Below are 13,688 nucleotides of genomic sequence, written 5' to 3' on the forward strand. Positions count from 1 at the left end.
GTCTCATAAATATTAGGGGCTGATACCCATAGCTAGGCTACAGATAGTAGGGGGTTAACGCGATAAGGGGAAGTTTTGCATGAAGAATAAGACTTTTTTATGGTAAGAGAACGCAAACTCTGTCGATGATTTTAGCGACAAAGCCTGCATTCATCGGTTACTTACTGTCAACGATGGCCCTTATTTTGCGATGGATAGAGTGGCTGACCATTATGATTATCGTTATTATTTGGCCCGCCTTGCTTAGCACCACTACCCTGTCGGCTATTATTCACTGGCTGGCCGCGTCCATTATTATCACTGCCATTATTGTGCTGTGGCGAATTACCGTAATCGCTGCGTTCATTATGGCGTTGACTACCTTGCTGCCCACGGAACGGGTTATGGCCATACTGCGGTTGTGGATGTTGCCAACGCCCCCCGTCCCAATAATAGCCACGGTCATTGCGGTCACCAATATGGCCACCACGATGTTCATGCCACCACTGTGGCGGACGCCAATCATAACCATCCCAGTAATAGCCACGGTTGTCCTGATCACCTAGATGTAAGCTGACTCCGGGTATATTGATGTCAAGTGATACGTCTGCCTGTGCAAACGATGGCATTAATGCCAACACCCCAAGTAATAGCAGATATTTTTTCATATACATCCGAATGTATTATTTAACAGTTATTAAATTTATATCAGCGAAAATAAAAACCATCTATCAGACAATCCGCTCTTTTCATTTTCATTTCATCTTGCTTACGCAATACATACAGTTATTACAAGTCGGACATTTTCATTTACTACCACTCCTAATATATCTTAACGTTTATCTGACAGTGACATTTATTGTATTGAATTATAATCCAAGCATTGCCGGATAATAAAAGATGAGACAAATAAAATGCAACGTATAACGTTAATGACAATAGTACTCTTATTAAGCACTACATTATCAGCTTGCTGTATATTCCCACCGCATGGCGGTGGCGGTGGCGGTGGCGGTGGCGGTGGCGGCCCAAGGATGCATTATGATAACCATCAGTTGCGTTAGATTACATCCTAAAAAATAAGTATAAAACTGGCATTCAATAAGAATAGTCTAATTTATTTAGAATAAAATATTGAGTGCTAACTTAAGTACTTCATGAAAATATAATCTCAGCCAATCTAATTTGGATGCAAAAATTAATTATCACGTAATGATTAATATAGTCTTTACAATTTAATTAAAAAAAATGTTATAGAATGAATGGTGCCACTCCACCGAACATTAGCAGAAACATGACAAATCCTACTCTAGATTAATGCTTTTGCAACGGTTGTAGACTAGACAAACTAAATGCTGAAAATTCCATTTCCAATCAACCCCCACTGGTTTCTGTGACCCCACCTTAAGGCTAAGCTAGAAATACAAATAAAGGGAAATGGCCCCAACCTGCGGTCATGATGTGGGCACTTATAAAATAAAATCGATGTTTCTCAATGAGGTGCAGGCAAGAAAAAGGCCGCTTGCGCGGCCTTTTGTTTGGGGAAATACTTACTCTTTTGGAGTAGCACTCTCTACCCGGCTTTTTAGCTTTTGCCCTGGACGGAAAGTCACCACACGGCGCGCCGTAATAGGAATGTCCTCACCCGTCTTCGGATTACGGCCCGGACGTTGGTTCTTGTCTCGCAGATCAAAATTGCCAAAGCCAGACAGTTTGACCTGTTCGCCATTCTCGAGAGCACGACGTACTTCCTCAAAGAATAACTCAACCAGATCTTTGGCATCACGTTTGCTAAGCCCTAGCTTTTCAAACAGATGTTCTGACATTTCAGCTTTAGTAAGCGCCATAGGTTCAATCCCTCAAGGATGCTTGGAATCGCTGTTTTAACGCCTCTACACATCTTGCAACGGTAGCGGCGATCTCCTCTTCTTCCAGTGTACGTGCGGTATCCTGCAACACCAGACTAATAGCCAGACTCTTATAGCCCTCTGCTACGCCCTTGCCACGGTACACATCAAACAAGTTTACGCCAACTACCTGATTTGCGCCAACTTTCTTACACTCCGCCAAAATATCTTCTGCGGGGACGTTTTCGGCCACCACAACGGCGATGTCACGACGGTTTGCTGGGAAGCGTGAAATCTCGCTGGCCTGAGGCACAGCGCGGTCTGCGAGCTTGTTCCACTGCACTTCAAACACCACAGTCCGACCATTTAGACTCAGCTTACGCTCCAACTCAGGGTGAACTACACCAATGAAACCAATGTGTTCCCCTGCTAAATAAATTGCAGCACTCTGCCCTGGATGCAGTGCAGGATGTGCTTGTGCACGGAACTGAACATCAGATAATTTGCCGGTAAGTTCCAGAATTGCTTCCAGATCACCTTTCAAATCATAGAAGTCGATTGGCTGACGCGCCAGATCCCAATGCTCTTCAAAACGGTGGCCAGCAATGACACCAGCTAGCATTACATCCTGTCTAACCCCGAGATCTGCTGTATTATCAGGTACAAAGCGTAACCCACTTTCAAATAAACGCAAGCGAGATTGCTGGCGATTCTGGTTATAAACCACTGCTGACAGTAAACCTGTCAACAATGATAAGCGCATCGCAGACATCTCAATCGAGATAGGGCTTGGCAAAATTAATGCGTCTTGCTGTGGGTGCAGAAGTGCTTGTACTTTCGGGTCAACAAAACTGTAAGTAATTGCTTCCTGATAGCCGCGATCGACTAAAGCGGTTTTTACACGCTTCAATGATAAATCAGCTTCGCGGTGTTTGGTCATCACCAAATCAGCTTTGATAGGCACATCCGGGATATTGTTATAACCGTAGATGCGGGCAACTTCCTCCACCAGATCTTCTTCGATTTCCATATCGAAACGCCAGCTTGGCGCCACTGCCCGCCAATCAGAACCGAGTTCAGTCACCTGACAACCGAGCCGGCGCAGAATGTCACTCACCTGCTGTGAAGGGACATGATGACCAATCAACCGATCCAATTTCTCACGGTGTAGCGTGATGGTGGCGCATTTTGGTAATTCTGCGGTCGCGGTCACGTCTATTACCGGCCCCGCTTCACCACCACAGATATCAATGAGCAGACGTGTCGCACGCTCAATCGCTTTATGCTGTAACGCAGGGTCGACACCACGCTCATAGCGATGAGATGCATCGGTATGCAAACCGTGGCGACGCGCACGACCAGTAATTGATAATGGATTGAAGAAAGCGGATTCCAGCAAGACATTGCGGGTTTCTTCGTTAACACCTGAATGTTCACCACCAAAGATACCGGCCATCGCCAACGGCTTATGCTGATCAGCAATGACCAGCGTATCTGCATTCAATTTGGCTTTTGTGCCATCCAGCAGTGTTAATTCTTCACCTTCAGCCGCCAGGCGAACAATAATCCCGCCTTCAATACGGTCCAGGTCAAACGCATGCATTGGCTGGCCTAACTCCAGCAACACAAAGTTAGTAACGTCTACCACCGGATCAATCGAACGAATACCACAGCGGCGCAGTTTCTCTCGCATCCACAATGGTGTCGCAGCCTTAACGTTAATCCCTTTAACTACTCGGCCCAGATAGCGCGGACAAGCCTGCGGAGCTTCTACATGGATTGGGAATGTATCCGTAATGGAAGCCGCAACAGGACTCATATCCGGTTCGATTAATGGCAATTGATTCACAACCGCCACATCGCGCGCGACACCAATAATGCCCAAGCAATCGGCACGGTTTGGTGTCACACTGATTTCAATGGTTTTATCGTCCAGATACAGATATTCACGCAGATCGACACCAATAGGCGCATCAGCAGGCAGTTCAATAATACCGTCACTATCTTCTGAAATAGCCAGCTCAGAGAAAGAACACAGCATGCCTTCTGATGGTTCACCACGCAGTTTGGCCGCTTTGATTTTGAAATCGCCCGGCAGCACAGCACCAACAGTCGCAACAGCGACTTTCAAGCCCTGACGACAGTTCGGTGCACCACACACGATATCCAATAAGCGGTCACCGCCTACATCAATTTTGGTCACCCGCAGTTTATCGGCGTTGGGATGTTGGCCACATTCGACAACATGACCGACAACGACACCATTGAATTCGCCCGCAACCGCATCTACACCATCAACTTCTAAACCGGCCATAGTGATTTGATGGGCCAGGTCATCACTACTAATGGCTGGGTTTACCCATTCGCGTAACCAAAGTTCACTGAATTTCATGAGATATCCCGCCTTACTTAAACTGTTTGAGGAAACGCAGATCATTTTCGAAGAATGCCCGCAAATCGGTGACGCCGTAACGCAACATAGTTAAGCGTTCCATCCCCATACCGAATGCAAAACCTGAATAAATATCAGGATCAATACCGACGTTTCGCAATACATTTGGATGCACCATGCCGCAACCAAGCACTTCAAGCCATTTACCATTTTTACCCATCACATCCACTTCAGCGGACGGTTCGGTAAACGGAAAATAGGAAGGGCGGAAACGAATTTGCAAATCTTCTTCGAAGAAATTACGCAAGAAGTCATGCAAGGTGCCTTTCAAATTGGTGAAACTGATATCACGGTCAACAATCAGCCCTTCCATTTGATGGAACATTGGAGTGTGCGTTTGGTCGTAATCATTACGATACACACGGCCCGGCACAATAATTCGAATAGGTGGCTGCTGGGTTTTCATGGTGCGAATTTGCACGCCCGAGGTTTGGGTGCGCAGCAATCGGGTAGCATCAAACCAGAAGGTGTCGTGGTCAGCACGCGCTGGGTGATGAGCCGGAATATTCAATGCATCAAAGTTATGATAGTCATCTTCAATTTCCGGGCCAGACTCAACGGAAAAGCCCAACTCACCAAAGAACGTTTCGATACGATCGATAGTGCGGGTAACCGGATGCAACCCACCATTTTCCATACGACGCCCCGGTAGAGAGACATCAATGGTTTCGGCTGCCAATCGGGCATTCATGACCGCTGATTCCAGCTTGTCCTTACGTGCATTAAGCGCTTCTTGTACTTCCTGCTTGGCCTGATTAATAACGGCCCCCGCTGCCGGGCGCTCTTCAGCTGGCAGCTCGCGCAGTGATGTCATTTGAAGGGTCAAATGGCCTTTTTTACCTAGATATTCGACGCGTACCAAATCCAACGCGGCAACATCTTGGGCATCTTCTACGGCTGCTTTAGCTTTGGCAACCAGCTCTGCGAGATGTGGCATTGTTCTCTCTTCCTCTGGCCAGTATGGCCCACTTGTAGTTATATCCTTTGTTCTTGAAGCTGCTGGGTTGTTAGCTACGCTCACTCACCCGAATCACTTACCTATGTAAGCTCATCGGGATTTACTCGCTTGCTGCCTACCAGCAACTCCAATAACGTTGGATATAGATAATGAGTTAAAATCCGATAAGTAAACTAAACTTTTCATACAAAATCAATAAGGTACCACATCCGCGATACCCTTACTCCAGTCGCCATAAATGCTATAGAGCAAAAACAAAAAAGCCTCCACGATGGGAGGCTTAGGCGTTATTTTTCGTTTCTATTCTTACGCGCAAGCCTCCTGAAATCAGGCGCTAAAGTAAAAAAAGAAGCGAAAAGTAACTGCATGCATCATAAAAGTGACCTTCTTACCAAGAAGATAAAGATTAAAAGAGGGAGACAAGCTCCCTCTTCAATTCTGACTTACGCCAGAGCTACTTTCGCTTTTTCGACCAGTGCAGAGAATGCCACTTTATCGAATACTGCGATGTCAGCCAGGATCTTACGGTCAATCTCAACAGAAGCCTTTTTCAGACCATTGATGAAACGGCTGTAAGACAGACCATTCTGACGAGCAGCTGCGTTGATACGTGCAATCCACAGTTGGCGGAATTGACGCTTCCGTTGACGGCGGTCACGGTAGGCGTATTGGCCTGCCTTGATTACTGCCTGGAAAGCAACACGATAAACGCGCGAACGGGCACCGTAGTAACCTTTCGCCTGCTTTAATATTTTTTTGTGACGTGCACGAGCTACCACACCACGTTTTACGCGAGCCATTTACTTCTCCTATCGTCTTAATTCAAACCAAAATTACTTATGCGTATGGCAGACATGCTACGACCAAACCTAGATCGTTCTTAGATACCATGCCTTTTGGACGTAAATGACGTTTACGCTTAGTAGCTTTTTTGGTCAAAATATGACGCAGGTTGGCATGCTTACGCTTAAAACCACCGGCACCGGTTTTTTTAAAGCGCTTAGCGGCGCCGCGTACTGTCTTAATTTTTGGCATTGAATATATCCACTTCGCATTGTTAATTACAACGAGCTAGCTAGGCGAACAGACCCCTACTCTGCAATCAGAAAGAGGCCTATTACTTGAGTGCCTTACTGTCTCTTCTTAGGTGCGAGCACCATGATCATCTGACGGCCTTCGATACGAGTCGGGAAAGACTCCACGACAGCCAAATCAGAATCTTCAGTCAGATCTTTTTTGACACGGTTAAGGACTTCCATGCCGATCTGCTGGTGCGCCATTTCACGCCCACGGAATCGCAGGGTGATTTTGGCTTTATCGCCATCTTCCAGAAAGCGAATCAGGTTGCGTAGTTTGACCTGATAGTCGCCATCATCGGTACCAGGACGGAATTTGATTTCCTTGACCTGTATGACTTTTTGCTTCTTCTTCTGTTCTTTTGTCGACTTGCTCTTCTCATAGAGGAATTTGCCGTAATCCATGATTCGGCAAACCGGCGGCTCGGCATTCGGACTGATTTCTACTAAATCAACACCAGCTTCCTCAGCTTTTTCAAGAGCTTCATTCAGACTGACAATGCCAATCTGCTCACCATCGACGCCTGTTAAGCGAACTTCTGTGGCGCGAATCTCTTTGTTGATGCGATTAGGACGCGCCGGTTGAACTCGTTTTCCGCCTTTAATACTTTATTCCTCCAGTTGATGAAGACTACGGCTGCGAATTTCTGCTAGCAGCTGGTCTACGACCACGTTGACGTCCAAGCTTCCTAAGTCTTTACCACGGCGGGTACGAACGGCAATTTTGCCTGATTCGACCTCTTTATCGCCACAGACCAACATATATGGAACCCGACGCAACGTATGTTCACGAATTTTAAAGCCAATCTTCTCATTTCTCAAGTCCGCTTTTGCCCTAATCCCTGCATCTTGCAGTTTTTTGGTCACTTGTTGGACATAATCAGACTGACTATCGGTGATATTCATCACCACGACTTGTACCGGAGCTAACCACGTTGGGAAGAAGCCTGCATACTCTTCGGTTAAAATACCGATAAAGCGCTCCATTGACCCCAAAATAGCCCGGTGAATCATTACTGGCACCTGACGATCGTTATTTTCGCCGATGTAAGACGCACTTAAGCGGCCCGGTAATGAGAAATCGAGCTGTACGGTACCACACTGCCACGCGCGATCCAAACAATCATGCAAGGTAAACTCAATTTTCGGACCGTAAAACGCTCCCTCACCCGGCTGATAATCAAATGGAATACCATTTTCAGTCAGCGCAGCGGCCAAATCATCTTCGGCACGGGTCCACAGATCATCACTCCCAATCCGTTTTTCAGGGCGGGTAGACAGCTTAACCACAATTTTCTCGAAGCCAAAAGTGCTGTACATGTCGTACACCATCTTGATACAGCTATTCACTTCATCGCGAACCTGCTCTTCGGTACAGAAAATGTGTGCATCATCCTGAGTGAAACCACGGACGCGCATTAAACCATGCAGTGCGCCTGAAGGCTCATTACGGTGGCAGCTACCGAACTCAGCCATACGCAATGGCAAGTCACGGTATGATTTCAACCCTTGGTTGAAAATCTGCACGTGCCCTGGGCAGTTCATTGGCTTGATGCAATACTCGCGGTTTTCAGACGATGTGGTGAACATATGCTCAGCATAGTTTTCCCAATGTCCGGTTTTTTCCCACAGTACGCGGTCCATCATAAACGGCCCTTTCACTTCCTGATACTGGTACTCTTTGAGCTTGGTCCGCACAAAAGTTTCCAGTTCACGGAAGATAGTCCAACCGTCGTTATGCCAGAACACCATACCTGGTGCTTCTTCCTGCATGTGGTAAAGGTCCAATTGCTTACCAATCTTACGATGGTCGCGTTTGCCCGCTTCTTCCAGACGTTGCAGATAAGCATTTAGTTGCTTCTTATCACCCCAAGCCGTGCCATAAATACGTTGCAGCATTTTATTTTTGCTATCGCCACGCCAATAAGCACCGGATGTTTTCTGCAATTTAAAGTGATGGCAGAAACGCATATTCGGTACGTGCGGGCCACGGCACATATCAACGTATTCTTCATGGTGATACAAACCAGGATGATCATCGCGGCTAATATTCTCATCGAGAATCGCCACTTTATAATCTTCACCACGAGCAGCAAAAGTGTCGCGGGCTTCTTGCCAACTGACTTTCTTCTTAATTACATCGTAATCTTTATCGGCAAGTTCATGCATCCGCTTCTCCAGCAGATCCAGATCTTCCTGCGTCAAGGTGCGGTCGATATCTACATCGTAATAGAAACCGTTGTCGATAACCGGGCCGATGGCCATTTTGGTATCAGGCCAAAGTTGCTTGATTGCGTGCCCCAATAAGTGTGCACAAGAGTGGCGGAGAATCTCCAGACCTTCAGCATCTTTGGTGGTGATAATAGCCAGTTGGGCATCAGATTCGATCAAGTCTCTGGCATCGACCAGTTCGCCATTAACTCGACCAGCAATACAGGCTTTTGCCAAACCAGGGCCGATATCCAAGGCAACATCGAGAGCAGAAACGGCGTGATCGAAATGACGCTGACTGCCGTCAGGAAGGGTAATAACGGGCATTCTAATTCCTTATCTACAGTGGTGACCCACACGACAGATCACATGCAAAAGTCTAATACTATTTAAAATCAATATGTTATAAACGCTATCCGACTTTACTTTGCCTGATATATACACTCATATGTACACAACTTGTTTGCACATAGGGTGTGACGCTATAACGGACGAACCATACTAACATCCTCATTATTGGTTTATCCACTCAGAATGATTTCTTTATCAGGCATCCCTGCCCCGTTAACGAGTGATAATTATCTGATAATTGGTCACTTCACTCAGCGATGTTACTGTCGACGTTACCCTCGGCGAATTTGCCATATTGCGACTAATGAACTGATTAGAGCATGACAAAAACGCGTAGACTACATCGAATCGGGGAACGACCAGCCACACTAGCAACGGCTATCACAGTTAAGGGCAACATCATGCTACGTATCGAAGTGACAATAGATAAGCTAAATATCAATAAATTCCCGGCAGGATACACCGACGCACTCACTGAGGAGTTGGATAAGCGGCTTGGGAGGAAATTTGACCATATTGATGTGAAAGTAAGGTTTGCGGGCGCTGATGGTCTATCAGTTCTAGGTGGTGCGCCAGATGATAAGAAAGCGGTAGAAGAAATTTTACAAGAAACATGGGAAAGTGCTGATGATTGGTTTCAGCCTTAGAATAGACTGGGCAATTACGCCCGGTTTTTGTATTTAGAATGGCAGTACAATCCGCTCCTGGCATGATCGACCCAATGCCAATAAAGAGGATGTATCTCCGCAATCGGTCGTCACGGATAGAATAATACCTAGCGAATAATCTATTAATACTACAGCCAAACGGTGATAATGATCACCGACAAAGTTATCAAGCTCAAACTGCTCTACGATCACTATAATATCAATACCGTACAACTGAGGGTCAACTAGTGCAGCGACAACCTGTTACATCTTCCAGAATTCTGTCGATTGGTTATGATCCTGAAAATCGCATGCTGGAGATACAATTTCGCGAACAAGGGATTTATCAATATCTTGGCGTCCCGGAGCGCGTTCATCAGAATTTTATGTCCGTGGTTTCGAAAGGTCGTTTTTTTGATGGCGTGATTAAGGGTAAGTTTTTGTGCCGGAAAATTGGCTAATTAGAAAAATAACCAATTAAAACAGTCAACTAAATAAATCTGAAACGGTCGCTTCAATGATAAATCTGTGCAGAGAAGCCTACCGTTTTAGAAATCATCTTTCCGCTCCACAGATTATCCCATCAAGTAGCGCCATAAATAGGATATGGGTACCACAAACAATAGCGCGGGCAGGAAATTCACCACCGCGAATATTTTAATTTGTGCAATACGTAACCCCACTGCAATCATAATAATCCCACCGCAGGCGGAAAAATCAGCAAAGGCAATATCATCCATATACGGCATGATCAGTTTAGCCAACAAAACCAATGCAATTTGGATCAACAATTGCGGCACAGCAATAGCCACCAGCGCGATACCGAGCGAGATGGAGAATATCAGCGCGGTGAAAAAGTCCATTAACGCTTTGACAAATAGCAGTTGAAAATCACCAGTAATGCCTTCAGTCAACGAACCGACAACTCCCAGTCCACTAGCACAAAACAGCACAATCATCGCGGTGAAACTCTGCGCAAACTCCTGCGGCGGCAATGTACTGCGTGATGGAATAACTCGTTCCAACATTATACGGGTTTTATTTGCCCCCCATTTTACCCCCTGCTCAAGGGATAATAACTCCCCCACGGCTGTCCCGATAATCAACGCCAAAATAACCGCTGGCATAAAATGTACTTTTACCACCATCACAATACCGATGGAGATAGAAGCTAGCGCAAACGTAGCCGGTAACCCTTCCTGTAAACGCTTAGGGACATGACGCGCTAGTAATACGCCAACTATCCCCCCCAGGATAATGCCTGCACTGTTAATAAATGGGCCAACCATACCGTGCTCCCAATGGCTAAAACGCGTTCTGCTGATAAAAAATGTGTCTGTTTTAGAATTAGGAATTTCGATAATAGCTAAAGACAAACAACTGATATGAGGTATCCCGACCACTGGAATACCCCATACAGACAAATTATATGTTACGGTGTCACAAACCCCAATTCCTGCGAAATACGCTGGGCCGTAGCCAGAATAGGTTTAATTAGGGTTTTTACCCCCACCTGTTGCAGTTTGGCTGTGGGCAGGGAAACTGAAACGGAGTACGGTACCCGTTGCTGAATATCAAAAACAGGAGCCGCCACACAAGATACACCTAGTTCATTCTCTTCACGATCCATCGCCAGCCCTGCTTGACGAATATCTGCCAGCTCCTGGTACATTTTGGGTAATTCGGTGATGGTATTGTGCGTCAGCGGCTGAATCTCATGCTGATGGCTCTGCCAATAATCATCTGGATAGTCACTTTTACCGTACGCCATAAATATCTTACCCATCGCCGAGCAGTACAGTGGCATATGCTGCCCGATATAAGCGCGGGTGCGCATCATGCCAGTGGTAGGTTCTAACTTATAAATCAGGATAACGTGGTCATCTTCGCGGGTTGAAAAATTGACTGTCTCACCAAGCTCAAGATTGAGTTGTTCTAAATGTGGGGCCGCGACATGGATAATATTCAGTGATGACAGTGCTTTTTGGCCAATTGAGATGAACTTGGTTGTCAGCCGATAACTGCCTGGAGAAGGCGCCTGAGTGACATAGCCACAGGTATGTAGCCCTTGCAATAACCGATGAACGGTACTTTTGTTCATCCCGGCCAATTCAGATAGATGCGCCAATGGGCAGCCATTAGGGTAATTACTTAATATCTCAATCAGTTGCAGCCCGCGGAACAGACTTTGGCTGCCTAACGGCTTATCTTTCTTGTCATCTGTGAGTATAAGGGCCATAGACGATATCCTTGTTGTTTAGCATGAAATGGTACTCCAAAGCCGCAGTCTGTGTGAAGCACGAAACAGTGTTTCGTTATCATCCCTGGCGCTGTATCTCGCAACATTTATCCAACATAAGAAGTGCGTAGTTCGTCACATTTCCACAAACAAATAAATAAGTACTTGTTTTTTATAGCAACTTAATTCATCACTTCTTTTGCTTTAGCGAAGATATCAGCATATTATTTTTGAAATCAGATTTCGTATGTTGAAATATAAAGTCTAGTTTATGCTCGATAACCACTAAATCGCGAATGCTTTCACTCAAGACATTCACCGGATAAGGGGCGTCACACTGATGAATACCACTGAATTGGGCCAACCCATTCTCTCGATGCGCCATATCATCAAAGGATTTGGCGGCAATATTGCGGTCAACGATGTCAGTCTTGATGTTATGCCAGGCGAAGTACTGGCATTGCTCGGCGAAAACGGCGCAGGAAAATCCACTCTAATCAAAGTATTGGCGGGCGTCTACCCACGGGACAGTGGCGATATTCTGTTCCAGGGAAATAACATACGTTCTGCCGCAGAAATTAAAAGTGATACTCGTCAGCCTATTGCTTTTATCCATCAGGATTTAGGGCTAATTGACTGGATGACCGTTGCCGAAAATATGGCGTTGGTGATGGGGTTTCCGCGTCGATTCGGTCTGATTAATTGGTCAGCTATTCGCCTGCAAGCCAGTCGGGCTTTACAGGATATCGGCATTGACCTCTCACCTGATGCGCGCGTGTTTGAACTGTCGCGCACTGAAAAGTCATTATTGGCCATTGCCCGCGCCGTTGCGGTTAATGCCGAACTATTGGTGTTGGATGAGCCGACCGCCTCTCTACCCGCCAACGATGTCCGCCATTTATTTGAAGTGATTAACCGCCTGAGGGATAAACATGTTGGCATGATTTATGTCACTCATCGTTTGGATGAAGTGATTGAAATTGCCGACCGGGTGTGTGTGATGCGGGATGGACGCTATGTTGCGGGTGGGAATACCGCCGATTACTCATTGCGTGATCTGGTGCAAATGATTGTTGGTGAAGCCATGGGCGACTCCCAGCGTGAACCGTTACCTGAAGCCAGTAAACCTGTATTACAGCTTAACGCGGTGGTGGTAGGTGAGATTGGCCCGGTTACTTTCAGCCTACAACCAGGCGAAATGCTGGCACTAGCGGGGCTAAGAGGAGCGGGCCAAGAAGAGTTAGGCCGCCTGCTATTTGGTTTACGCCATTGTGATCAGGGTGAAATTATTTTCCGCGACCGCCCCTATACCGCCGCCTCACCGCAGCAAGCTATGGCAGCAGGTGTTTCCCTGGTGGCCGGTGACCGCACCGGTGAAAGTCTGGTGATGTCGATGTCGGTGCGCGAAAACCTATTCATTAACCCAATTGCCAGCGGTCACAAATTACTTTCCCGTTATAGCACCCGCAGCGAAATGGGGGAAAGTTGGTGGAAAGTGCAGTTATTCGATGTCCGACCTAAAGACGTAAATATTGATATCAGTGCCCTTTCCGGCGGTAACCAACAAAAAGTGGTCATGGCACGCTGGATGCACCTGGGCGCGCCATTACTGATCCTTGAAGATCCAACTGCTGGCGTGGATGTTGGCGCGCGTGCTGAAATTTATCACTTATTAAACAAATCATTAGCAGAAGGTGTGGCGGTTTTGGTGATTTCCAATGATTTAGAGGAGATCGCACATATCTGTAATCGGGCATTGGTGTTTAACCGTGGCGAAGTGGTTGGTGAACTGCGTAACCAGCAGGTCTCGTTCGCTAATTTATTGGAGTTGGCGTCTGCCAGCACCGGGGAAGTTACATCCGTTTAAAACAGCGACCTGTGCTAATGGTTACATCGCCCCTCGCGGTGTCATTGTGGTGCTCAGGTTT

At 46.4% G+C, this 13,688-nt stretch carries 14 protein-coding genes and 1 other annotated feature; of the genes, 3 read left to right on the plus strand and 11 right to left on the minus strand.

Going from position 1 to position 13,688, the window contains the following annotated elements; genetic code table 11:
* Positions 1-167 precede the first annotated feature (167 nt).
* From Q2T72_RS12170 to thrS, 9 genes are all read right to left on the minus strand, one after another.
* Complete coding sequence (locus tag Q2T72_RS12170) at positions 168-647, minus strand: DUF2502 domain-containing protein (protein ID WP_372569238.1); 480 nt, start codon at positions 645-647, stop codon at positions 168-170.
* 882 nt (positions 648-1,529) lie between these two features.
* Positions 1,530-1,826: an integration host factor subunit alpha gene (ihfA, locus tag Q2T72_RS12175; protein WP_002211830.1), complete on the minus strand. Its 297-nt coding sequence runs from the start codon at positions 1,824-1,826 to the stop codon at positions 1,530-1,532.
* A gap of 4 nt (positions 1,827-1,830) precedes the next feature.
* A complete protein-coding gene (gene pheT / locus Q2T72_RS12180) occupies positions 1,831-4,218 on the minus strand; it encodes a phenylalanine--tRNA ligase subunit beta (RefSeq protein WP_083158697.1) in 2,388 nt (795 codons plus the stop codon).
* A gap of 13 nt (positions 4,219-4,231) precedes the next feature.
* On the minus strand, positions 4,232-5,215 hold the full coding sequence (gene pheS / locus Q2T72_RS12185; RefSeq protein WP_083158696.1) for a phenylalanine--tRNA ligase subunit alpha: 984 nt from the start codon (positions 5,213-5,215) through the stop codon (positions 4,232-4,234).
* A 274-nt stretch (positions 5,216-5,489) separates the two neighbouring features.
* Positions 5,490-5,612 (minus strand) — a sequence feature (Phe leader region).
* A complete protein-coding gene (pheM, locus tag Q2T72_RS12190; protein WP_152414234.1) occupies positions 5,564-5,611 on the minus strand; it encodes a pheST operon leader peptide PheM in 48 nt (15 codons plus the stop codon). (Overlaps the previous feature by 48 nt.)
* Positions 5,613-5,679: 67 nt before the next feature.
* Entirely contained in the window at positions 5,680-6,036 is a 357-nt protein-coding gene (gene rplT, locus Q2T72_RS12195; RefSeq protein WP_004706556.1) for a 50S ribosomal protein L20, read from the minus strand.
* 37 nt (positions 6,037-6,073) lie between these two features.
* Positions 6,074-6,271: a 50S ribosomal protein L35 gene (rpmI, locus tag Q2T72_RS12200; RefSeq protein WP_004713020.1), complete on the minus strand. Its 198-nt coding sequence runs from the start codon at positions 6,269-6,271 to the stop codon at positions 6,074-6,076.
* A 95-nt stretch (positions 6,272-6,366) separates the two neighbouring features.
* The gene (infC, locus tag Q2T72_RS12205; protein ID WP_011816226.1) at positions 6,367-6,918 is read right to left on the minus strand and encodes a translation initiation factor IF-3; all 552 of its coding nucleotides are present in this window, start codon (positions 6,916-6,918) and stop codon (positions 6,367-6,369) included.
* Between the two features lie 3 nt (positions 6,919-6,921).
* A complete protein-coding gene (gene thrS / locus Q2T72_RS12210; RefSeq protein ID WP_083158695.1) occupies positions 6,922-8,850 on the minus strand; it encodes a threonine--tRNA ligase in 1,929 nt (642 codons plus the stop codon).
* Positions 8,851-9,275: 425 nt separating this feature from the next.
* Between thrS and Q2T72_RS12215 the strand changes: the two genes are divergently transcribed.
* Entirely contained in the window at positions 9,276-9,521 is a 246-nt protein-coding gene (locus Q2T72_RS12215; protein WP_083163607.1) for a DinI-like family protein, read from the plus strand.
* A gap of 248 nt (positions 9,522-9,769) precedes the next feature.
* The gene (locus Q2T72_RS12220) at positions 9,770-9,982 is read left to right on the plus strand and encodes a KTSC domain-containing protein (protein WP_005161573.1); all 213 of its coding nucleotides are present in this window, start codon (positions 9,770-9,772) and stop codon (positions 9,980-9,982) included.
* 114 nt (positions 9,983-10,096) lie between these two features.
* Here Q2T72_RS12220 and Q2T72_RS12225 read toward each other — a convergent pair whose 3' ends face one another.
* Together Q2T72_RS12225 and Q2T72_RS12230 are read right to left on the minus strand one after the other, a co-directional pair.
* Positions 10,097-10,810 (minus strand): DUF554 domain-containing protein, encoded by a 714-nt coding sequence (locus Q2T72_RS12225; protein WP_083163605.1) that lies wholly within the window; start codon positions 10,808-10,810, stop codon positions 10,097-10,099.
* 143 nt (positions 10,811-10,953) lie between these two features.
* Complete coding sequence (locus Q2T72_RS12230) at positions 10,954-11,760, minus strand: IclR family transcriptional regulator (protein ID WP_102970400.1); 807 nt, start codon at positions 11,758-11,760, stop codon at positions 10,954-10,956.
* Between the two features lie 340 nt (positions 11,761-12,100).
* On the opposite strand from Q2T72_RS12230, the gene Q2T72_RS12235 reads away from it, so the two are divergent.
* Positions 12,101-13,627: a sugar ABC transporter ATP-binding protein gene (locus Q2T72_RS12235; RefSeq protein WP_083158692.1), complete on the plus strand. Its 1,527-nt coding sequence runs from the start codon at positions 12,101-12,103 to the stop codon at positions 13,625-13,627.
* Positions 13,628-13,688 lie beyond the last annotated feature (61 nt).

The sequence above is a fragment of the Yersinia sp. 2466 StPb PI genome (assembly GCF_041538325.1).
Classification (GTDB): domain Bacteria; phylum Pseudomonadota; class Gammaproteobacteria; order Enterobacterales; family Enterobacteriaceae; genus Yersinia; species Yersinia enterocolitica_E.

Coding starts and splice junctions, on each gene's coding strand:
- pheT (WP_083158697.1), bottom strand. CDS start 4,218: ATGAAATTCAGTGAACTTTGGTTACGCGAATGGGTAAACCCAGCCATT.
- rplT (WP_004706556.1), bottom strand. CDS start 6,036: ATGGCTCGCGTAAAACGTGGTGTGGTAGCTCGTGCACGTCACAAAAAA.
- Q2T72_RS12215 (WP_083163607.1), top strand. CDS start 9,276: ATGCTACGTATCGAAGTGACAATAGATAAGCTAAATATCAATAAATTC.
- Q2T72_RS12230 (WP_102970400.1), bottom strand. CDS start 11,760: ATGGCCCTTATACTCACAGATGACAAGAAAGATAAGCCGTTAGGCAGC.
- pheS (WP_083158696.1), bottom strand. CDS start 5,215: ATGCCACATCTCGCAGAGCTGGTTGCCAAAGCTAAAGCAGCCGTAGAA.
- Q2T72_RS12170 (WP_372569238.1), bottom strand. CDS start 647: ATGAAAAAATATCTGCTATTACTTGGGGTGTTGGCATTAATGCCATCG.
- Q2T72_RS12235 (WP_083158692.1), top strand. CDS start 12,101: ATGAATACCACTGAATTGGGCCAACCCATTCTCTCGATGCGCCATATC.
- thrS (WP_083158695.1), bottom strand. CDS start 8,850: ATGCCCGTTATTACCCTTCCTGACGGCAGTCAGCGTCATTTCGATCAC.
- ihfA (WP_002211830.1), bottom strand. CDS start 1,826: ATGGCGCTTACTAAAGCTGAAATGTCAGAACATCTGTTTGAAAAGCTA.
- rpmI (WP_004713020.1), bottom strand. CDS start 6,271: ATGCCAAAAATTAAGACAGTACGCGGCGCCGCTAAGCGCTTTAAAAAA.
- Q2T72_RS12225 (WP_083163605.1), bottom strand. CDS start 10,810: ATGGTTGGCCCATTTATTAACAGTGCAGGCATTATCCTGGGGGGGATA.